General features: G+C 73.2%; 15 protein-coding genes. 3 read left to right on the top strand and 12 right to left on the bottom strand.

Annotated features, from left to right (window positions below; translation table 11 throughout):
• Positions 1 to 70: 70 nt before the first annotated feature.
• From ACNJ93_RS23605 to ACNJ93_RS23585, 5 genes are all read right to left on the bottom strand, one after another.
• Positions 71 to 1,096: a LacI family DNA-binding transcriptional regulator gene (locus tag ACNJ93_RS23605; RefSeq protein WP_418959420.1), complete on the bottom strand. Its 1,026-nt coding sequence runs from the start codon at positions 1,094 to 1,096 to the stop codon at positions 71 to 73.
• A 237-nt stretch (positions 1,097 to 1,333) separates the two neighbouring features.
• Entirely contained in the window at positions 1,334 to 2,779 is a 1,446-nt protein-coding gene (locus tag ACNJ93_RS23600) for an aldehyde dehydrogenase family protein (RefSeq protein WP_418959419.1), read from the bottom strand.
• 148 nt (positions 2,780 to 2,927) lie between these two features.
• Positions 2,928 to 3,917 (bottom strand): EamA family transporter, encoded by a 990-nt coding sequence (locus ACNJ93_RS23595; protein WP_418959418.1) that lies wholly within the window; start codon positions 3,915 to 3,917, stop codon positions 2,928 to 2,930.
• A 158-nt stretch (positions 3,918 to 4,075) separates the two neighbouring features.
• Positions 4,076 to 5,638: a PucR family transcriptional regulator gene (locus ACNJ93_RS23590; RefSeq protein WP_418959417.1), complete on the bottom strand. Its 1,563-nt coding sequence runs from the start codon at positions 5,636 to 5,638 to the stop codon at positions 4,076 to 4,078.
• 168 nt (positions 5,639 to 5,806) lie between these two features.
• The gene (locus ACNJ93_RS23585) at positions 5,807 to 8,404 is read right to left on the bottom strand and encodes an ATP/GTP-binding protein (RefSeq protein ID WP_418959416.1); all 2,598 of its coding nucleotides are present in this window, start codon (positions 8,402 to 8,404) and stop codon (positions 5,807 to 5,809) included.
• Positions 8,405 to 8,690: 286 nt separating this feature from the next.
• Here ACNJ93_RS23585 and gabT point away from each other — a divergent pair, with 286 nt between their 5' ends.
• Together gabT and ACNJ93_RS23575 are read left to right on the top strand one after the other, a co-directional pair.
• On the top strand, positions 8,691 to 10,025 hold the full coding sequence (gabT, locus tag ACNJ93_RS23580; RefSeq protein WP_418959415.1) for a 4-aminobutyrate--2-oxoglutarate transaminase: 1,335 nt from the start codon (positions 8,691 to 8,693) through the stop codon (positions 10,023 to 10,025).
• 89 nt (positions 10,026 to 10,114) lie between these two features.
• The gene (locus ACNJ93_RS23575) at positions 10,115 to 10,876 is read left to right on the top strand and encodes a phosphatase PAP2 family protein (protein WP_418959414.1); all 762 of its coding nucleotides are present in this window, start codon (positions 10,115 to 10,117) and stop codon (positions 10,874 to 10,876) included.
• A 35-nt stretch (positions 10,877 to 10,911) separates the two neighbouring features.
• Here the strand turns inward: ACNJ93_RS23575 and ACNJ93_RS23570 are convergent, their stop codons facing one another.
• The 7 genes from ACNJ93_RS23570 to ACNJ93_RS23540 form a co-directional block, all read right to left on the bottom strand.
• Positions 10,912 to 11,370: a hypothetical protein gene (locus tag ACNJ93_RS23570; RefSeq protein WP_418959413.1), complete on the bottom strand. Its 459-nt coding sequence runs from the start codon at positions 11,368 to 11,370 to the stop codon at positions 10,912 to 10,914.
• A gap of 191 nt (positions 11,371 to 11,561) precedes the next feature.
• Positions 11,562 to 12,980 carry an NAD(P)/FAD-dependent oxidoreductase gene (locus ACNJ93_RS23565; RefSeq protein WP_418959412.1) on the bottom strand — a complete coding sequence of 473 codons (1,419 nt, stop codon included), beginning with the start codon at positions 12,978 to 12,980 and terminating at the stop codon, positions 11,562 to 11,564.
• 25 nt (positions 12,981 to 13,005) lie between these two features.
• A complete protein-coding gene (locus ACNJ93_RS23560) occupies positions 13,006 to 13,800 on the bottom strand; it encodes an ABC transporter permease (RefSeq protein ID WP_418959411.1) in 795 nt (264 codons plus the stop codon).
• Complete coding sequence (locus ACNJ93_RS23555) at positions 13,800 to 14,729, bottom strand: ABC transporter permease (RefSeq protein WP_418959410.1); 930 nt, start codon at positions 14,727 to 14,729, stop codon at positions 13,800 to 13,802. The genes ACNJ93_RS23560 and ACNJ93_RS23555 overlap by 1 nt, the downstream gene beginning before the upstream one ends.
• 91 nt (positions 14,730 to 14,820) lie before the next feature.
• Positions 14,821 to 15,972, bottom strand: coding sequence for an ABC transporter ATP-binding protein (locus ACNJ93_RS23550; protein WP_418959409.1), 1,152 nt, complete (start codon positions 15,970 to 15,972; stop codon positions 14,821 to 14,823).
• A gap of 46 nt (positions 15,973 to 16,018) precedes the next feature.
• The gene (locus ACNJ93_RS23545) at positions 16,019 to 17,266 is read right to left on the bottom strand and encodes a polyamine ABC transporter substrate-binding protein (RefSeq protein ID WP_418959408.1); all 1,248 of its coding nucleotides are present in this window, start codon (positions 17,264 to 17,266) and stop codon (positions 16,019 to 16,021) included.
• A 54-nt stretch (positions 17,267 to 17,320) separates the two neighbouring features.
• A complete protein-coding gene (locus tag ACNJ93_RS23540) occupies positions 17,321 to 18,835 on the bottom strand; it encodes a gamma-aminobutyraldehyde dehydrogenase (protein ID WP_418959407.1) in 1,515 nt (504 codons plus the stop codon).
• 175 nt (positions 18,836 to 19,010) lie between these two features.
• Between ACNJ93_RS23540 and ACNJ93_RS23535 the strand changes: the two genes are divergently transcribed.
• Complete coding sequence (locus ACNJ93_RS23535; RefSeq protein WP_418959406.1) at positions 19,011 to 19,568, top strand: NADAR family protein; 558 nt, start codon at positions 19,011 to 19,013, stop codon at positions 19,566 to 19,568.
• Positions 19,569 to 19,574: the final 6 nt, after the last annotated feature.

Raw genomic sequence — 19,574 nt, 5'->3', positions numbered from 1 at the left:
GGCCGAGGCCCCGCACCCGCCGTTTCCTCATGCCCGCGCCCGCCGTTTCCTCATACCCGCGCCCGCCGCCTCATGCCGAGGCGCGCCGGACCAGGCTCGTCTGGGTGATCACGGACGCCGAGGCCGCCTCTGCGGCCCCGTCCAGGAGCCGCATCAGCAGCTTGACCATCAACCGGCCCATGCCCTCGATGTCCTGACGGACCGTGGTGAGCGCCGGGTCGGTGTCCCTGACCACCGCGTCCATGTCGTCGAAGCCGACCACCGCCACGTCCTGCGGCACCCGGATCCCGCGTTCGCGCAGCAGGCCCAGTGCCCCCGCGGCCATCAGGTCGTTCGCCGCGAAGACCGCGTCGAGGTCCGGCCGCCGCTCCAGCAGTTCGGCCATGGCCCGGGCGCCGCTCTCGCGGGTGAAGTCGCCCTGGCACAGCAGCGCCGGGTCGGCGTCGACCAGGACGTCGTGGTAGCCGGCGATCCGGTCCTGGGCGGAGGTCTGGTCGCGCGGACCGGCGATGTGCGCGATGCGCTCGCGGCCGAGGGACACCAAGTGCCGTACGGCCTCCCGCGCGCCGCCTCGGTTGTCGCAGTCCACGAACGGCACGGTCACGCCGGAGCCGGCGGGGCGGCCCCCGAACACCGCGGGGACGCTGCTCCGGGCGATCAGGGCGGGCAGCCGGTCGTCGCTGTGCAGGGAGAACGCGAGGGCCCCGTCGACGTGGCCGCCGTTCAGGTAGCGCTCGATCCGCTGGTGGTCGCCCGGGCCCTCCACCCACAGCAGCACGAGCTGGGTGTCATGGGTCGTCAGCTCCCGGCTGATCCCGCGCACCTGGCGCTCGAAGAAGGGGTCCGAGAAGATCCGGAACTCCGGCTCCGCGATGATGACGGCCACCGCGCCGTGGCGCCGGGTGACCAGCGAGCGGGCCGCGTGGTTCGGCACGTAGCCCAGTTCCTCGACGGCCTTGCGCACCTTGTCCACCAGGGCCCGGCGCACGCCCGCACCGCCGTTGACGACCCGGGAGACCGTCGCCCGGGACACACCGGCGTGCGCCGCGACGGCCTCCAGCGTGGGGCGGGACGCCCCCGTGGTCTGCTCGGGCAAGGCGGGAACTCCTCGTCATTCATGGTGCGGCCGCGGCCCGTCGTGGCGCGGTCCGGCCGCACGCCGTTCCGACGCCGACCAGGATAGACGCAGCCGCCGACATTCTGAGAGCGCTCTCAGGATCTGGGCCGTCCTCGTCCCGGGCACGAGGACGGCCCGAACCCCCGCACAGTGGGTTCGGGCCGCCGGTCTCGGTGGCGTACGGGCGCACGTGCCGGCGCGCGCCCGTACGGTGCGTCAGAGCGCCAGGCCGGTGAGGACCAGGACGCGCTCGTAGGTGTAGTCGTCCATCGCGTACTTGACGCCCTCGCGGCCGACGCCGGACTTCTTGGCGCCGCCGTACGGCATCTGGTCGGCGCGGTACGAGGGGACGTCGCCGATGATCACGCCGCCGACCTCGAGGGCGCGGTGGGCGCGGAAGGCGGCCTGCAGGTCGTGCGTGAAGACGCCGGCCTGGAGGCCGAAGTCCGAGTCGTTGACCGCGGCGAACGCCTCGGCCTCGCCGTCGGCCTTGGAGACGGTGAGGACCGGGCCGAAGACCTCGCAGCGGGCCAGGGTGACGTCGTCCGGCAGGTCGGCGAGGACGGTCGGGGCGTACGAGGCGCCGTCCCGCTTGCCGCCGGCGAGCAGCTTCGCGCCGGCCGCGACGGCCTCGTCCACCCAGGACTCGACGCGCTTCGCGGCGTTCTCGTCGACCAGCGGGCCGACGTCGGTGGCGTCGTCCGCCGGGTCGCCGGTGACCTGCGCCTCGACGGCCGCGACGATCTTCGGGAGCAGCCGGTCGTACACGGACGCGTCGGCGATCACCCGCTGCACGGAGATGCAGGACTGGCCGCCCTGGTAGTTGGAGAAGGTGGCGATGCGGGTCGCCGCCCAGTCCAGGTCCTCCTCGGAGGCCCAGTCGCCGAGGACGACGGCCGCCGCGTTGCCGCCGAGCTCCAGGGTGCAGTGCTTGTGCGGCACGGACTCCTGGATGGCGTAGCCGACCTTGTCGGAGCCGGTGAAGGAGATGACCGGGAGGCGCTCGTCCTGGACGAGGGCGGGCATCCGCTCGTTCGGCACGGTCAGCACGGACCAGGAGCCGGCCGGCAGGTCGGTCTCGGCCAGCAGCTCGCCGAGCACCAGCGAGGAGATCGGGGTGGCCGGGGCCGGCTTGAGGATGATGGGGGCGCCGGCGGCGATGGCCGGGGCGACCTTGTGGGCGCTGAGGTTCAGCGGGAAGTTGAACGGCGCGATGCCGAGCACGACGCCCTTGGGGATACGGCGGGTGAGGGCCAGCCGGCCGACGCCGCCGGCGTCGGTGTCCAGGCGCTGGGCCTCGCCGCTGTTGAAGCGGCGGGCCTCCTCGGCGGCCCAGCGGAACACGGAGACGGCGCGGCCGACCTCGCCGCGGGCCCACTTGATGGGCTTGCCGTTCTCGGCGGAGATCAGCTGGGCGATCTCCTCGGAACGCTCGACGAGCCGCTTCGACACGTGGTCGAGGGCGGCGGCACGGACGTGCGCCGGGGTGGCGGCGAACTCGTCCACGACGGCGTGGGCCGCGGCGACGGCCTCCTCGACCTGGGCCTCGGTGGGCACGCTGACCTTGCCGACGAGCCGGCCGTCCCAGGAGGACGTCACGTCGAAGGTCGTCTCGCCGGTGGCCTCGCGGCCGGCGAGCCAGAAGGCGTGGGTGGCAGTCATTGCGGGCCCGGCCCTTTCGTGTGCGGTCGTCGCGGGAGGGGCGCTCCCGCTTGTCGTCACTCACGTTAGGGCCGAGCGCGCGCCCGGTGGTTTGTCCGGGATGGAGTGGTGGCGGCGGGGCTCTGTCCGGTTTGGCCGAAGCGGCAGGTCAGCGGCGCCGCTCCGTGGACACGATGAGCCCGACGCCGAGGACGACGACCGCGCCGCCGAGCACGATGGGCAGGGTGAGGGCCTCGCCCAGGATCAGCGCGCCGAGCAGCACGGCGACGACCGGGTTGACGTACGCGTACGTGGCGACCAGCGACAGCGGCGCGGTCTGCAGCAGCCAGGCGTAGGCGGTGAAGGCGACGACCGAGCCGAAGACCACGAGGTAGGCCCAGGCGACCCAGGAGCGGGTGGAGATCTCGCCGACGTCGAGGCCGAGGTGCTCGCCGCGGGTCAGCGCGAGCGCGGTGCAGGCGAGTCCGCCGGCCAGCATCTCGTACGCGCTCGCCGTGAACGGGTTCTTCGGCATCGGGATCCGCGAGGACGAGAAGGAGCCCGAGGACCACAGCAGCGTGCCGAGGACGACCAGGAGCACCCCGCCCAGGTGGACGTCGCCGGTCAGGCCGGGCAGCGTCAGGACGGCGAGCCCGGCGAGGCCGAGCAGCACGCCGGCGACGCCGCCGAGGGTGGGCCGCTCGCCGAAGCACGCCTTGATGATCACGACCCAGGCCGGGACGACGGCGACGAGGAGCGCGGCGAGGCCGGAGTGGATGGAGGTCTCGGCGAGGGTGATGAGCCCGTTGCCGCCGAGGAGCAGCAGGACGCCGACGAGGGCCGCGGAGCCGAGCTGCCGGGGGGTCACCTTCAGCGCCGCGACGCCCTGGCGCGCGGCGATGATCGCGGCGAGCAGCAGTCCCGCGACGACGAAGCGGGCGCCGGCGGAGAGGAACGGCGGCATGGTCTCGACGACCACCCGGATCCCGAGGTACGTCGAGCCCCAGACGACGTACACGATGGCGAGCGCCGCCCATATCGCGCCGGTGATCCGGCGGCCGGCGGGAGCGGGGGGCGCGGCGGGGGCGACGGAGGGGGTGGCGGTGGCGTCGGGCGGTGACGGGACCTCGGAGGCCGGCTCGGCGGCAGGGCTTGTCATGAACAAGAGCGTAGAGACGCCTGTCGCGAAAGGCCAAGAATTTTGCCCGAGTTCGGGCACCGCAAGCGGAATTCGGACGCGGACTTCGGGTTCCAGAAGGTGTCCGGCGAAGGCGCGTGCCGGGCGTCGCGGGCCGGACAGGACTTTTCGGGCGCTGCCTACGCGCTTGCACCGTCCTCGCCGGTCGCCTTCAGCGCCAGCCACAGCTCCATCCGGACGTCCGGATCGTCGAGGGAACGGCCGAGGATCTCCTCGACCCGGCGCATCCGGTAGCGCAGGGTGTGCCGGTGCACGCCCAGGTCCGCGGCCGCCGCGTCCCACTGGCCGTGCCGGGACAGCCAGGCCCGCAGCGAGGCGACCAGATCGCCCCGCCCGGTGGCGTCGTGCTCGCGCAGCGCGCGCAGCATCCCGTCGGCGAAGGCCCGTACCGCGTCGTCGGCGAGCAGCGGCAGCACCGAACCGGCCGCCAGCTCCTCGTGCTCGACCAGGGCGCGCCCGCGCCGCCTGGCCACGGACAGGGCCTGCTCGGCCTGCTTGTACGCCGCGCTCGCCGCGCTCGGCCCGGTCGGCGCCGACAGGCCCACGACGACCCCGGCGTCCTCGGCCTCCCGCTCCGCGTACCCCTCGCAGGCCGCGACGACGGCCCCGCCGTCGCCCGCCAGGACCACCAGCCGGTCGTCGTTCTCCGGCACCGCGAGCACCGCCTCGCCCGCCCGGGCCGCGGCCGACTCCAGCGCCTCCGCCAGCACCGGCAGCGGCGGCTCCGCGTCCGTCGCGGCGCCCGCCGCCGGCTCGGCGATCAGCAGCCGGAACGGCGCGTCGAGCAGCCCGCCGTACAGATCGCCGGCCACGGCGCGGGCGTGGTCGGGCTGCCCGGAGAGCAGCATCCGCAGCACCGCCGCGCCGAGCCGCTGCTCGGCGGCCTGGAGGGAGCGCGAGCGCTCCGTGGTCAGGGTCAGGAGGGCGATCGCCGAGTGCACCGCGTACCGCTCGGCCGTGCCCAGCGGGGCGCCCGTGCCGACCGCGAGGGCGCCGCGCACCCGCCGTCCGGTGCCGAGGGACTGCAGCTCGACGCGGTCGTCCGTGCCGCCGACCACCGCGCTCGCCGGGGCGGGCCGCTCGCGCAGCCGCTCCACGTCCGCGGTCAGCCGGGCCGCCCGGCGCGCCGCCCAGTCCGGCGAGACCGCGAGCACGGAGCCGGAGGCGTCGTACAGCGCGGCCCAGCCGTCGACGTGGGCGGCCAGCCGGGCGACCACCGCGTCCGGTCCCTCGGCGAGGGCCGCCCGGGTCAGCTCGCGCTGCGCCTCGAAACCGGCGGTCACCGCGCGGTACTGGTCCGCCGCGATCGCCGCCGACACGGCCTTGCTGATCGCCAGGAACGGGGTGCGGCGCGGCACCTCCAGGAGCGGCAGCCCCTCCGCGCGGGCCGCGTCGACCAGCGGCTGCGGGATGTCCTCGTAGTTCACGCCGATCGCGAAGCCGAGCCCGACGACGCCCGCGCCGACGAGCCGCCGCACGTACCGCCGGGTGGTCTCGGCGTCCTCCGCGTCCAGCGTCAGCGCGGTGGTGAGCAGCAGCTCGCCGCCCTCCATGTAGGGGACGGGGTCGGCCAGCTCGCTGACGTGCGCCCAGCGCACGGGCGTGTCGAGCCGGTCCTCTCCGGCGCGGACCGTGAGTTTGAGGGCGGAGTGCTGGACGAGGGACGCGAGGGTGGGCGGCATGGACCGTCGGACCTTTGAGCAGAGGACTGCCTCGGCAGGGGAGTGCCTCCGGCAGCGGGCGGGCGCCGCTCCGGGGAGCGGCGCCCCCCGATTCTGCCAGGGCGGTCCGGCCCGCGCGTCCGGTCCCGGACACCCGCGCGCGGCCCGCACGGCCGTGCCCGGCCGGGGTCAGCCGCGCAGGTCCACCAGGAGCGGCGGGGTGCTCCCGCCCCGTACGTCGGTCAGGGACAGCACCGCGTGCCCGGCCGGCACCTCGTGCGCCAGCTCGGAGGCGGACCAGCGCTCCCGCTCCACCTCGCGCACCGTGACCGCGTCCGTCGTCACCGCCTTGCCGGTGATCATCTTCCGTACGGCGTGCAGCGCCCGGGTCATCGGCTGGTCGGCGAACACCGTGTGGTGGGCGACCTCGGTGGTCTCCACCCGCTCGGTGCCCCACGCCTCGGCGAAGGCCCGGCCGTCCCAGGTGGTGACCCCGGAGTACGCCATCCGGCAGCCCACCGCCGCCAGCAGCTGCCCGTGCAGCGCCTCGGGCACCTCGGCGAGGGTCCGCAGCGCCAGCACCACGCCCGCGTTCTGCGGCCGCAGCCGCGCAAGCCCGCGCACGGTCCCCGGGGTCAGCGCCCCGGCCGCGTCGTCCAGGACCAGGCAGACGAAGTGCCGGCGGCCGGTGTCGGCGCGGGCGACCGCCTGGAACTGGGCGAGCAGCAGCCGGGCAAGGAGCCGCCCGGTCTCCTCGTGGCCGCCCTCGGGCAGCGCGACCCGCACCCGCAGCGGATGCGTGCCGACGGAGCGCAGCGAGAACGGCCGTACGCCGCTGCCGCCGCCGAAGAACTCGGCGAAAACGGGCCGGTCGAGCGAGGCGAGCCGGTCGGCGAGCGCCGGGCCGACGTCGGCGGCGGTGCCGGCCTGCCGGATCCGGGACTCCAGCTCCCGGCGCATCCCCGGCGCGGCGTCGGCCGGCAGCCGGCCGAGCAGCCCCTGCAGGGTCTCCGGGCGGCCCTCCAGCAGCTCGCGCAGCGCCGGGACGCCCGGGAACGCGCCGTACGCCTCGCGGTACGGGCCGATCAGCTGGGCCAGCGCGGTCGCGGCCCGCCGGGTCTCGACGCCCTCGACGTCGCCGACCAGGCCCTCGGCGAGGAGCGCGGCGGCCTCGTCGGGGTCGGTGGCCCCGGCGTACAGGTCGAGGTCGTGGCGCGAGGCCGGGTCGCCGAGCCGGATCACCACGTCGTACGCGTCGTCCGGGCCCAGCGGCGCCCCGGCCGCGCCGACGGCGACGACCGCGCAGGCCCCGGTGAGCGCCTGCAGGGTGAGCGACTCGACGAGCGGCGCGGTCAGGGTGCGGGTCTTGCCAGCACCGGACGGGCCGACGGCCAGCAGCGAGGTGCCGAGCAGTCCGGCGTCCAGGGCGGCGCCGGCGCCCTGGTAGGCGTGCGGGGTGCGTTCGGCGGGGGCGTACCGGCCGAGACGGACCTGTCCGAGGAGCAGGTCGTGCTCGGCGGCGCGGCGCGACAGGTCCCGGCCGCCGGAGGGGTGCAGCGCCGCCTCGGCCCCCTGCGCGACGACCGTGTCGACGAAGGCGGCCCGGCGGCGGGCGTCGCCACGGGCGAGCGTCCAGGCGCGGCGGACCCGGGCGACGTCCACGTCGTTCATCCGCCCGGCGCGGACCTCGGCGGTCAGCACCTCGGCGGCCCGCGGCTCGCCGGCGGCGCGCAGCTCGGGCCACTGGGAGGCGGGCGGTTCGGGGGCGGCGGCCCCGGCGGGCCGCGGCGAGCGGCTGCGCCACCGCTTGAACAGCGGCAGCCAGCCGCCGACCCGGGCGAAGGGCCAGACGACGGCGGCGGTGATCACGGCGTACAGGGGGTACACCAGGAACGGCGAGGTGAGCACGGTGTAGCCGTCGCCGACGAGCACGACGAGCGACAGCACGGGCTGGGCGATCGGCAGCGGGTCCCAGCCGACGCCGAAGGCGCTCGGCCAGACGAACACGAGCGCGGCCAGCGCGCCCGCCGCGGTCAGCGCGGCGCGGGTGCCGGGGCCGAAGCGGTCGAGGTAGTGGTGGACCACCTTGCCCCAGGAGCCGAGGCGGGCGACGGCGTACGCGATGAGGAGGAAGACGACGCCGCTGTAGACGACGTGGGCCTCCGCGCCGCGCCAGTCGCGGGGCGAGGTGGTGCCGCTGTGCCACCACTCGGCGGGGGTGAGGGTCTGCAGCGGGATCCAGAGGTACGGCACGGTGCCGCGCCGCCACGCGGACCACAGGATCAGCCCGACGGCCAGCGGGATCAGCAGGCCGGCGACGGTGATGGGCGCGAGCCGGGCCGGCTCGCGGCGCGGCGGCTCCACGTACCGGAACCTCCAGATCCCGAGCCCGGCCCGGGGCCGCGGCGCGTCCAGCCACGCGACGACGGCGGACCCGGCCCGGGACGGCTGCTCGGACCCGCCCGTGGGCGGGCCGCTCGGCCGGGGCGGCGGCGCACTGGGCCGCGGCGGGACGCCGGGCGGCGCGGAGGCGGTCTCCGGAGCGGGAACGCCCTCCGGAGCCGGGGCGCTCGACGAGGCCGCCGGACCGCCCGGCGGAGCCGGGGCCTGGGCCGGCGACGGACCCTGGGCCGGAGCCGGGGCCTGGGCCGGTACGGGCGGGGGGCTCGGCGGGCTCGGCGGGCGCCGGTTCCCGGCGCGCTCGGGCGCGTCGCCGCGCGTGCCCCGGGCCTCGTACGCGCCGTCCGTCTCCGTGCCCCGGGCCTCGTACGTGCCGTCCGTCTCCATGTCCCGCTTCCCCCTGACCCGCCGGGCCGCGCCGCACCGCATCTGTCCGACCGTCAATCTAGTGCCCCGGCAGGGGAGGTTCACCGTTCTGCGGACGCGTCTCGCGCCCCGGCCGGGCCGAGCGCCGCACAATGGGGGTCGGCCCGCCCTCCGACCCCGCTATGTCCGCCGCGGACAACGACCGACCCCCAACACTCCCGATCGGCGCATGCCCGCCCCCGGCCCGCCCGCCTAGCCTGCGGGAGAAACCCGCACAGTGCGTCCAGAACACCCCCAGGAGCCCCGCATGAACGCTGTCCCGCAGGAGCGGCGCGTCGTCACCGCCATCCCCGGTCCGAAGTCGCAGGAGCTTCAGGCCCGCCGCCTCGACGCCGTGGCCGGCGGCGTGGGCTCCGTACTGCCCGTCTTCACGGCCAAGGCCGGCGGCGGCGTCATCGAGGACGTCGACGGCAACCGTCTGATCGACTTCGGCTCCGGCATCGCCGTGACGACCGTCGGCGCCTCCGCCGAGGCCGTGGTGCGCCGCGCCACCGCGCAGCTCGCCGACTTCACCCACACCTGTTTCATGGTCACCCCGTACGAGGGCTACGTCGAGGTCTGCGAGGCACTCGCCGAGCTGACCCCGGGCGACCACGCGAAGAAGTCCGCGCTGTTCAACTCCGGCGCCGAGGCCGTCGAGAACGCGGTCAAGATCGCCCGCTCGTACACCAAGCGCCAGGCTGTCGTCGTCTTCGACCACGGCTACCACGGCCGCACCAACCTGACCATGGCGCTGACGGCGAAGAACATGCCGTACAAGCACGGCTTCGGGCCGTTCGCCCCCGAGGTCTACCGCGTGCCGGTCGCCTACGGCTACCGCTGGCCCACCGGCCCGGAGAACTGCGGCCCCGAGGCCGCCGCCCAGGCGATCGACCAGATCACCAAGCAGATCGGCGCCGAGAACGTCGCCGCGATCATCATCGAGCCGGTCCTCGGCGAGGGCGGCTTCATCGAGCCGGCCAAGGGCTTCCTGCCGGCGATCGTGAAGTTCGCCAACGACAACGGCATCGTCTTCGTCGCGGACGAGATCCAGTCCGGCTTCTGCCGCACCGGCCAGTGGTTCGCCTGCGAGGACGAGGGCATCGTCCCGGACCTGATCACCACCGCCAAGGGCATCGCCGGCGGTCTGCCGCTGGCGGCCGTGACCGGCCGCGCCGAGATCATGGACTCCGTCCACGGCGGCGGCCTGGGCGGCACCTACGGCGGCAACCCGGTGGCCTGCGCCGGAGCGCTGGGCGCGATCGAGACCATGAAGGAGCTCGACCTCAACGCCGCGGCGAAGAACATCGAGTCGATCATGAAGTCGCGGCTGACCGCGATGCAGGAGAAGTACGAGATCATCGGCGACATCCGCGGCCGCGGCGCCATGATCGCCATCGAGCTGGTCAAGGACCCGGCCACCAAGGAGCCGAACCCGGAGGCCGCCGGCGCCCTGGCCAAGGCCTGCCACGCGGAGGGCGTGCTCGTCCTCACCTGCGGCACCTACGGCAACGTGCTCCGCTTCCTGCCGCCGCTGGTCATCGGCGACGACCTCCTGAACGAGGGTCTCGACGTCATCGAGTCCGCCTTCGCCCGGATCTGACCGTACGTGTGAAGAGGTTGTGGGGGGCCGATGGCGGGTTGGAGTTCCGGCTGTCGGTCCCCCCGGCCTCTGCCGTACGGTTTCTGCAGATGAGAGAAACACCCCGCCCGCAGGGGACTGCGGGCAACGGGGCGGAGCCTCCCCAGCCTCGCCCTGACCGTGCCCTCGCGCACACCGCTGGAGCCCCCGGCTCCGGAACTCCTCACCGATCGGACGGTCGCCCGCCCCACACCCCCCGGGGCGCGCGGCAGCCCGGTCCCCGCGACCGCCCCGGAGCAACCCCCCCTGCTCCGGGGCGGTCGGCCGTGTTCTGGGCCCTCCTGGTCCTGGCCGTGACCACCTGGCAGGTCCTCGTCCGGGGCCCGCTGGCCCGCCTGGACGAGCGCGTCTCGCGCGCCGTGGTCGACACCGTCCCCCGCCCGCTCTCCGAACTCGGCGCGGACCTGGGGAACATGGAGGTCGCGCTGCCGGTCCTCGGCTGCGCCGCCGCGTACGCCGCCTGGCGCGGCCACCGCCGGGCCGCGCTCCTCGCCGTGCTCGCCATGGCCGCCGTCCCCCTCCTCGTGATCCCGCTGAAGGAGTGGACGGCCCGCCCCGGCCCCCTGGAACCCTGGGCCGCCGGCTACTTCCCGTCCGGCCACACCGCCACCGCCCTGGTCGCCTACTGCGGCGCGGCGATGCTCGTACGGCGGCGCTGGACGATGCCCGTCGCCTGGGCGCTCACCGCGGCGACGGGCATCGGACTGGTCCTGCGGGGCTACCACTGGCCGCTGGACGTGCTGGCCAGCGTCTGTCTGGGCCTGCTGATCCTGACCGCCGGCGCCCGCGGCACGCGCGGGCGGTCCGGCTGACGCGCCCGCGTGCCGGCCGAACGCGCCGGCCGCCGCTACTCCCCCGGCTCCCGGGCCAGTTGGCCCGCCGCCTCGTGCATGGCGAGTTCGAGGAGGGTGGGGTCGGTGAGGGTGCCCGAGCCGTCCGGGGGGACGAGCCAGCGGACCGCGCCGTTGGCCCGGCCCGGGTACGGCACGACGATCCAGGTGCCGCCGCCCGCGCCCCGTACGCCGGTGCCGACCCAGCGGGTGACCGTGCCCGGCGGGACGAAGAAGCCCATGCGGGCGTCGCCGAAGTCGGCGAGGACCGGCCCGGGCCGGTCCACCAGGCGGGTGAGCACGTCGAGCGTCGGATAGCCGAGCTCGGCCGGCAGGATCAGCACGTCCCAGCGCCGGCCGGCGGGCAGCAGGGCCACCCCGAGCGGGTTGCGCTCCCACTCCCACCGGCAGGCGTCGGGGTTCGGCGCCACCGAGACGAGCCACTCCACCGCGGCCTTGGCCCCCGAAGCAGTCATCGCGAACGGTCTCCCTTCGAAGCGCGGACACCATGTCCACACGCCCTGAGAGAGCGCTCGGCCCCGATCATTACGCGATTCCGGGGAGGAAATCCGCAGCGTGGGGAAGCAAAAAGGATTCGCCCGGCGTGCGCCCCGCGCACACCGGGCGTATCACCCGATGAACGGCCGAACCGCCGTCCCGCCGGCCGTCAGCTGTCGAAGCCGAGGCCCAGCCGGTCCATGGCCTTCAGCCACAGGTTCCGCCGGCCGCCGTTCTCGTCGGCGCGGGCCAGCGACCACTTGGTGAGCCCGATCCCGGCCCACGCCAGCGGCTCCGGCGGGAACGGCAGCGGCTTGGAGCGGACCATCTCCAGCTCCGTGCGCTCGGTGCGCTCCCCCGCCAGCAGGTCCAGCATCACGTCCGCGCCGAACCGCGTCGCGCCCACGCCGAGACCGGTGAACCCGGCCGCGTACGCGACCTTCCCCTTGTACGCCGTGCCGAAGAAGGCCGAGAAGCGCGAGCAGGTGTCGATCGCGCCGCCCCAGGCGTGGCTGAAGCGCAGCCCCTCCAGCTGCGGGAAGCAGCGGAAGAAGTGCTCGGCGAGCGTGAGGTACGTCTCCGGGCGCTGGTCCATCTCGGCGCGCACCCGCCCGCCGAACGCGTACACCGCGTCGTAGCCGCCCCACAGGATGCGGTGGTCGGCGGTGATCCGGAAGTAGTGGAACTGGTTGGCGCTGTCGCCGAGGCCCTGCCGGTTCTTCCAGCCGACCGAGGCCAGCTGCTCGGGGCTCAGCGGCTCGGTCATCAGGGCGTAGTCGTACACCGGGACGGTGTAGTGGCGCAGCCGCTTGACCAGGGACGGGAAGACGTTGGTGCCGAGGGCGACGCGACGGGCGACGATCCTGCCGTACGGGGTCTTCACGCCCATGCCGGGGCCGACGGCGAGCAGGTCGAGGGCGGGGGTGTTCTCGTAGATCCGCACCCCGGCCTCCTGGCAGGCCCGCTTCAGGCCCCACGCCAGCTTGGCGGGGTGGAGCATGGCGACGCCGCGGCGGTCCCACAGGCCGCCGAGGAAGGTCGGCGAGTCGACCTCGGCGCGGACGGCGTCCCGGTCGAGGAGTTCGAGGCCGCCGGCGAGTCCGCGCCGGTCGGCCTCGGCGTACCAGTCGTGGAGCTCCTCGACCTGGTGCGGCTCGGTGGCGACGTCGATCTCGCCGGTCCGTTCGAAGTCGCAGTCGATGCCGTAGCGTGCGACGGCCTCCTCGATGGCGTCGAGGTTGGCCTCGCCGAGCCGCTCCAGGGTCGCCAGCTCGTCGGGCCAGCGGGCCAGCCCGTTGCCGAAGCCGTGGGTGAGGGAGGCGGCGCAGAAGCCGCCGTTGCGGCCCGAGGCGGCCCAGCCCGCCTCGTGGCCCTCGATGAGCACGACGTCCCGGGAGGGATCGCGCTCCTTGGCGAGGAGCGCGGTCCACAGTCCGCTGTATCCGCCGCCGACGACGAGGAGATCGCAGTTCTCGGTGTCGGTGAGGGCGGGCAGCGCTCCGGGCTTGCCGGGGTCTTCCAGCCAGAAGGGGACGGGCTGGGCGTCGGAGAGTGATTGTGCAGCGAGACGCATGGCGACTGGGGCCATGGTTTCCAACTCCTTCAGGCGTTGCTCAGGTTGTCGCTTGTTTCTTCCGCCGGTTCGCGAGGAGCTGGCCGGCGACGACCACCAGGACGGCGATGACGAACATGGCCGTGCCGATGACGTTGATCTGGACGGGCGTACCGCGCTGGGCCGAGCCCCAGACGAACATGGGGAAGGTGACGGTGTTGCCCGAGTTGAAGTTGGTGATGATGAAGTCGTCGAAGGAGAGCGCGAAGGACAGCAGCGCTCCGGACGCGATGCCCGGCGCGGCGATCGGCAGGGTCACCCGCAGGAAGGTCTGCACGGGCCCGGCGTAGAGGTCACGCGCGGCCTCCTCCAGGCGCGGGTCCATCGACAGCACGCGCGCCTTGACGGCGGCGACGACGAAGCTGAGGCAGAACATGATGTGGGCGATGAGGATCGTCCAGAAGCCCAGCTCGATGCCCATGTTGAGGAAGAGAGCGAGCAGCGAGGCCGCCATGACGATCTCCGGCATGGCCATGGGCATGAAGATCAGCGAGTTCACCGCGCCGCGCGCCCGGAAGCGGTAGCGGACCAGCGCGAAGGCGATCATCGTGCCCAGCGCGGTCGCGCCGAGGGTGGCCCACAGCGCGATCTGCAGGGACAGCGAGAGCGAGCCGCACAGGTCGGCCACTCCGCAGGGGTCCTGCCACGCCTCCAGGGAGAACTCCCGCCAGGCGTAGTTGAACTTGCCGGCCGGGTTGTTGAAGGAGAACACCGTGACGACGACGTTCGGCAGGATCAGGTACGCGAGCGTGAACAGGCCCGCGAGCACGACGAGGTTCCGACGGAGCCAGCGCATCAGACCAGGTCCTCCGTTCCCGCGCGGCGGATGTAGACGGTGACCATGACCAGCACGATCGCCATGAGGATGAACGACAGCGCGGCGGCGGTCGGGTAGTCGAGGATGCGCAGGTACTGCGACTGGATCACGTTTCCGATCATGCGGGTGTCCGTGGAGCCGAGGAGTTCGGCGTTGACGTAGTCGCCGCTCGCCGGGATGAAGGTGAGCAGGGTGCCGGAGACGACGCCCGGCATCGACAGCGGGAAGGTCACCTTGCGGAAGGTGGTGACCGGGGAGGCGTACAGGTCCTTGGCGGCCTCGTGCAGCCGGCCGTCGATCCGCTCCAGCGAGGTGTAGAGCGGCAGGATCATGAACGGCAGGAAGTTGTACGTGAGGCCGCAGACCACCGCCAGCGGGGTGGCGAGCACGCGCTCGCCCTCGGTCCAGCCGATCCAGCTCGTCACGTCGAGGACGTGCAGGGTGTTGAGGACGCCGACCACGATGCTGTCGTCGGCCAGGATCGTCTTCCAGGCCAGCGTCCGGATGAGGAAGCTGGTGAAGAACGGGGCGATGACCAGGACCAGCAGCACGTTGCGCCAGCGGCCGGCGCGGAAGGCGATCAGGTACGCCAGCGGGTAGCCGAGCAGCAGGCACAGGACGGTGGCGGTGCCCGCGTACAGCAGGGAGCGGACGAACTGCGGCCAGTACTCCTGGAAGGCGTCCCAGTACGTCTGGAAGTGCCAGGTGACCTGGAAGCCCTGTTCCAGGGAGCCGGTCTGCACGGAGGTGGACGCCTGGTACACCATCGGCAGCACGAAGAACACGAGCAGCCAGACGATGCCGGGCAGCAGCAGCCAGTACGGGACGAGCCGCTTGCGGCGCGAGGGCTTGCGCAGCACCGGCTCGGGCACGGCCGGCGGCGCCTCCTTCGTCAATGTCGTGCTCATGCTGCACCTCCCATGTTCGCTTCTCCGCCCGCGAGGCGCAGAGGTGCGGGCATCGTCGCCGACTGCGGGCCGGTGGCCTCGCGTGCGTCGCTCACAGCGCGTCCTCCACCGTCTCGACGCCCGCGTCGATGTCCTGGGCCGCGTCGAGGCCGAAGGTGTGGGCCGGGTTCCAGTGCAGGACGACCTCGGCGCCGGGCACCAGGCGGGTGTCGCGCTCGACGTTCTGCTCGTAGACCTGGAGTTCGGCGCCCGCCGGGCTGTTCACCACGTACTGGGTGGAGACGCCGATGAAGGACGAGTCGGCGATGCGGCCGGTGACCCGGTTGCGTCCGTCGGCGATCCGGCCCGCGTCGTCGGCGTGCGCGAGCGAGATCTTCTCCGGGCGGACGCCCACCAGGAGCTTGCCGCCGGTGCGGACGGCGTCGGTGCAGCGGTCGCCGGGGACGCGGAGCTTGCCGCCGCCCGCGGTGACCACGACCTCCGTGCCGCCGGTCTCGACGACCTCGGCCTCGATGAGGTTGGAGGTGCCGAGGAAGTTCGCGACGAAGGTGGTGCGCGGGTTCTCGTACAGGTCGGCGGGCGCGCCGAGCTGCTCGACGCGGCCGCCGTTCATCACCGCGACCTGGTCGGCCATGGTCATGGCCTCCTCCTGGTCGTGGGTGACGTGCACGAAGGTGATGCCGACCTCGGTCTGGATCCGCTTCAGCTCCAGCTGCATCTGGCGGCGCAGCTTCAGGTCGAGGGCGCCGAGCGGCTCGTCGAGGAGGAGCACCTGCGGGTGGTTGATCAGGGCGCGGGCGACGGCGACGCGCTGCTGCTGGCCGCCGGAGAGCTGGTGCGGCTTGTGCTTGGCCTTGTCGCCGAGCTGGACCAGCTCCAGCATCTCGTCGACCTGCTTCTTCACGGACTTGATGCCGCGGCGGCGCAGTCCGAAGGCGACGTTCTCGAAGATGTCCATGTGCGGGAAGAGCGCGTAGGACTGGAAGACGGTGTTGACCGGCCGCTTGTGGGGCGGCAGGTCGGTGACGTCCTTGTCGCCGAGGAAGACGGTGCCGGTGGTGGGCTCCTCCAGGCCGGCGATCATGCGCAGCGTGGTGGTCTTGCCGCAGCCGGAGGCGCCGAGCAGGGCGAAGAAGGAGCCCTGCGGCACGGTCAGGTCGAGCGGGTGGACGGCGGTGAAGGCGCCGTAGGTCTTGCTGATCCCGGAGAGACGGACGTCGCCGCCGGTGTTCGTGTCAGTCATGGGTGCGATCCCAGGGTGTCGAGGGGCTGGAGGGCTGGGGACCGGCTCAGGCGCCGATGAGCTTGGCGAACTTCTCCTCGTACGCCGTCTCTTCCTTGCTGCTGAGGGAGCGGAAGGCGCGGGACTTCGCCGCCATCGCCTTGTCGGGCAGGATCAGCGTGTTGCTCGCGAGCTCCGGATCGATCTTGGCGAGCTCGTCCTTCACCCCGTCGACCGGGCAGACGTAGTTGATGTACGCGGCGAGCTGGGCCGCGACCGGGAGTTCGTAGTAGTAGTCGATGAGCTTCTCGGCGTTGGTCTTGTGCCGGGCCTGCGCCGGGACCAGCAGGTTGTCGCTGGAGGTGATGTAACCGGCGGACGGGATCGCGAACTTGATGTCCGGGTTGTCGGCCTGCAGCTGGATCACGTCGCCGGCCCAGGCGAGACAGGCCGCCAGGTCGCCCTTGTCGAGGTCCGAGGTGTAGTCGTTGCCGGTGAAGCGGCGGATCTGCTTGGTGTCGACGCCCTTCTGGAGCCGGCCGAGCGCCGCGTCGAAGTCGGCGTCGGTGAAGGAGCCCGGGTCCTTGCCCATGTCGATGAGCGTCATGCCGATCGAGTCGCGCATCTCGGTGAGGAAGCCGACCCGGCCCTTGAGGGCGGGGTCGTCGAGCAGCTGGGTGACCGAGTCGACCTTCCTGCCGCCGGTGGCCTTGGAGTTGTACGCGATGACCGTGGAGATGCCGGTCCACGGGTACGAGTACGAGCGGCCCGGGTCCCAGTCGGGGCGGCGGAACTGCGCGGAGAGGTTGGCGTACGCGTTCGGCAGGTTCGCCGGGTCGAGCTTCTGCGCCCAGCCGAGGCGGATGATGCGGGCGGCCAGCCAGTCGGTGACGCAGATCAGGTCGCGGCCGGTGTCCTGGCCCGCGGCGAGCTGGGGTTTGATCTTGCCGAAGAACTCGACGTTGTCGTTGATGTCCTCGGTGTACTTGACCTTGATCCCGGTCCGCTTGGTGAACGCCTCCAGCGTCGGCCGGGACTTCTCGTCCTCGCTGACGTCCATGTACTCGGTCCAGTTGGAGAAGGAGAGGGTCTTCTCCTTGGCCGAGACGTCGATGGAGGCGGGCCCCTGGCCCTCCCGCTTCGCCGGCGGGATGCCACAGGCGCTCAGCCCGGCGAGACCGCCGAGGGTGAGCGCGCCGACGCCGCCGGCGCGCAGCATCGAACGGCGGGTGAGCGCGCCCCGGCCGCTCGTGAGACTGCGCCGCATCGCCGCTTCCTGCGCGGCGGACAGGCTGTCGGGCTCGTACTGCTCCATGCGCTGTGCCCTTTCGGGAGGGTGTCGGGCCGCTGGTCGGGCGGCGAACAGGTGCTATCGGTCCCCGAAGATCGTGCGGTGCCAGTCCTTCGCGGCGACCGCCGTATTGTCGAACATGACGTGCTTGACCTGCGTGTACTCCTCGAAGGAGTAGGCGGACATGTCCTTTCCGAAGCCGGACGCACGGAAGCCTCCGTGCGGCATCTCGCTGATGATCGGGATGTGGTCGTTGATCCACACGCAGCCCGCCTTGATCTCGCGGGTGGCGCGGTTCGCCCGGTAGACGTCGCGGCTCCACGCGGAGGCGGCGAGTCCGTACGGGGTGTCGTTGGCGAGCCGGATGCCCTCGTCGTCGCCGTCGAAGGGCAGCACGACGAGCACCGGTCCGAAGATCTCCGACTGCACGACCTCGCTGTCCTGCGCCGCGTCGGTGATCAGTGTGGGCCGGTAGTACGCGCCCTTGGCGAGCTCTCCGCCGGGGGCCTCGCCGCCGGTGACGACGGTGGCGTAGCCGCGGGCGCGGTCGACGAAGCCGGCGACGCGGTCGCGCTGGGCGTGGCTGATGAGCGGGCCGAGGTCGGTGGACGGGTCGAAGGGGTCGCCGAGCCGGACGGACTCCATCAGCTCCGCGACCCGCTCGACGAAGGCCCGGTACAGCGGGCGCTGGACGTAGGCGCGGGTGGCGGCGGTGCAGTCCTGGCCGCTGTTGATGAGCGAGGCGGCGACGGCGCCGTGCGCGGCGGCCTCGGGGTCGGCGTCGTCGAAGACGACGAAGGGCGCCTTGCCGCCGAGTTCGAGGTGGAGCCGCTTGACGGTGGCGGTGGCGAGTTCGGCGACCCGCTTGCCGACGGCGGTCGAGCCGGTGAAGGAGGTCATCGCGACGTCGGGGTGGCCGACGAGGTGCTCGCCCGCGTCGCGGCCGGCGCCGGTGACGATGTTGACGACGCCGTCGGGGATGCCGGCCTCCGTGGCCGCCTGGGCGAACATCAGGGAGGTGAGCGGGGTGAGCTCGGCCGGCTTGAGGACGATCGTGTTGCCCGCGGCGATCGCCGGGAGGATCTTCCAGGCGGCCATCTGGAGCGGGTAGTTCCAGGGGGCGATGGAGCCGACCACGCCGATCGGCTCGCGCCGGACGTACGAGGTGTGGTCGCCGCTGTACTCGCCGGCCGACTGGCCCTGCAGATGGCGGGCCGCGCCGGCGAAGAAGGCGGTGTTGTCGACGGTGCCGGGCACGTCGAACTCGGTGGACAGCTTGACGGGCTTGCCGCACTGCAGCGACTCGGCGGCGGCGAACTCCTCGGCGCGCGCGGCGAGGACGCCCGCGAAGCGGTGCAGCGCGTCGGAACGCTCGCCGGGGGTGGCGCCGGCCCAGCCGGGGAACGCGTCCCGGGCGACGGCGACGGCGGCGTCCACGTCGGCCGGGGAGGCGAGCTCGTAGTCGTACACCGCGTCGCCGGTGGCCGGGTCGACGACGCTGTGGGTCCTCCCGGACGTACCGGGGCGCAGCCGTCCGCCGATGTACTGCGCCCCGTCCGCGAAGCGGTCCGTTGCCTGGAAGCGGTTGCCCATGACGCTCTCCGTTGTCCCAGCTCGAATTGAGTGCCGATCCTGGCAGAGGGCCGCCGGTCCAACAAGTGATTCCGTCGTTGCCTTTTTATTACGCGACGGAATCGGTCGACCAAGTGTCGAGGTGGCCGGAAAATCTCGGTACGGAGTGTCCGTGGCAGCTGTCAGACTCGCGTGCATGGGGATGCTCGAGGAACTGACACAGCAGGTCAACGAGGGTGGGAAGGTCAAGTTCCTGCACTTCTGGGGCCATCGGCCGCGGCACGACGGACAGCTCTCGGCGAGCTGTCTGAGCCAGTGGTGGCCGTCGCCGTTCGAGGTCGACGGCGTACGCTACGCGACCGCCGAGCACTGGATGATGGCCGGGAAGGCCCGCCTGTTCGGCGACGCGGAGGCGGAGCGGGCGGCCCTGGAGGCGACGAGCCCGGCGGCGGCCAAGAAGGCCGGCCGGCTGGTCCGGGGCTTCGACGAGACGGTCTGGGAGCGGGAGCGCTTCGGGCTGGTCGTGGCCGGCAGCGTCCACAAGTTCGGCTCGGACGAGGGCCTGCGGGCGTTCCTGCTCGGTACCGGTCAGAGGGTGCTGGTGGAGGCGAGCCCGCTGGACCGGATCTGGGGCATCGGACTGGCCGCGGACGATCCGCGCGCCTTCGACCCGGCGCGCTGGCGGGGCCTGAACCTGCTGGGCTTCGCGCTGATGGAGGCGCGCGAGCGGCTGCGGCAGGGCCGGGACGCCTGAGCCGGG

Origin of the sequence: Streptomyces tritici, assembly GCF_048500665.1 — a bacterium.
Taxonomy (GTDB): Bacteria; Actinomycetota; Actinomycetes; order Streptomycetales; family Streptomycetaceae; genus Streptomyces; species Streptomyces tritici.
The sequence above is the reverse complement of the archived record's forward strand: the minus strand, read 5'-3'. Positions and strand labels throughout refer to the sequence as shown.

Coding starts and splice junctions, on each gene's coding strand:
- ACNJ93_RS23590 (WP_418959417.1), bottom strand. CDS start 5,638: ATGCCGCCCACCCTCGCGTCCCTCGTCCAGCACTCCGCCCTCAAACTC.
- ACNJ93_RS23595 (WP_418959418.1), bottom strand. CDS start 3,917: ATGACAAGCCCTGCCGCCGAGCCGGCCTCCGAGGTCCCGTCACCGCCC.
- ACNJ93_RS23575 (WP_418959414.1), top strand. CDS start 10,115: ATGAGAGAAACACCCCGCCCGCAGGGGACTGCGGGCAACGGGGCGGAG.
- ACNJ93_RS23600 (WP_418959419.1), bottom strand. CDS start 2,779: ATGACTGCCACCCACGCCTTCTGGCTCGCCGGCCGCGAGGCCACCGGC.
- ACNJ93_RS23570 (WP_418959413.1), bottom strand. CDS start 11,370: ATGACTGCTTCGGGGGCCAAGGCCGCGGTGGAGTGGCTCGTCTCGGTG.
- ACNJ93_RS23560 (WP_418959411.1), bottom strand. CDS start 13,800: ATGCGCTGGCTCCGTCGGAACCTCGTCGTGCTCGCGGGCCTGTTCACG.
- ACNJ93_RS23540 (WP_418959407.1), bottom strand. CDS start 18,835: ATGGGCAACCGCTTCCAGGCAACGGACCGCTTCGCGGACGGGGCGCAG.
- gabT (WP_418959415.1), top strand. CDS start 8,691: ATGAACGCTGTCCCGCAGGAGCGGCGCGTCGTCACCGCCATCCCCGGT.
- ACNJ93_RS23565 (WP_418959412.1), bottom strand. CDS start 12,980: ATGGCCCCAGTCGCCATGCGTCTCGCTGCACAATCACTCTCCGACGCC.
- ACNJ93_RS23585 (WP_418959416.1), bottom strand. CDS start 8,404: ATGGAGACGGACGGCACGTACGAGGCCCGGGGCACGGAGACGGACGGC.
- ACNJ93_RS23545 (WP_418959408.1), bottom strand. CDS start 17,266: ATGGAGCAGTACGAGCCCGACAGCCTGTCCGCCGCGCAGGAAGCGGCG.
- ACNJ93_RS23555 (WP_418959410.1), bottom strand. CDS start 14,729: ATGAGCACGACATTGACGAAGGAGGCGCCGCCGGCCGTGCCCGAGCCG.
- ACNJ93_RS23550 (WP_418959409.1), bottom strand. CDS start 15,972: ATGACTGACACGAACACCGGCGGCGACGTCCGTCTCTCCGGGATCAGC.
- ACNJ93_RS23535 (WP_418959406.1), top strand. CDS start 19,011: ATGGGGATGCTCGAGGAACTGACACAGCAGGTCAACGAGGGTGGGAAG.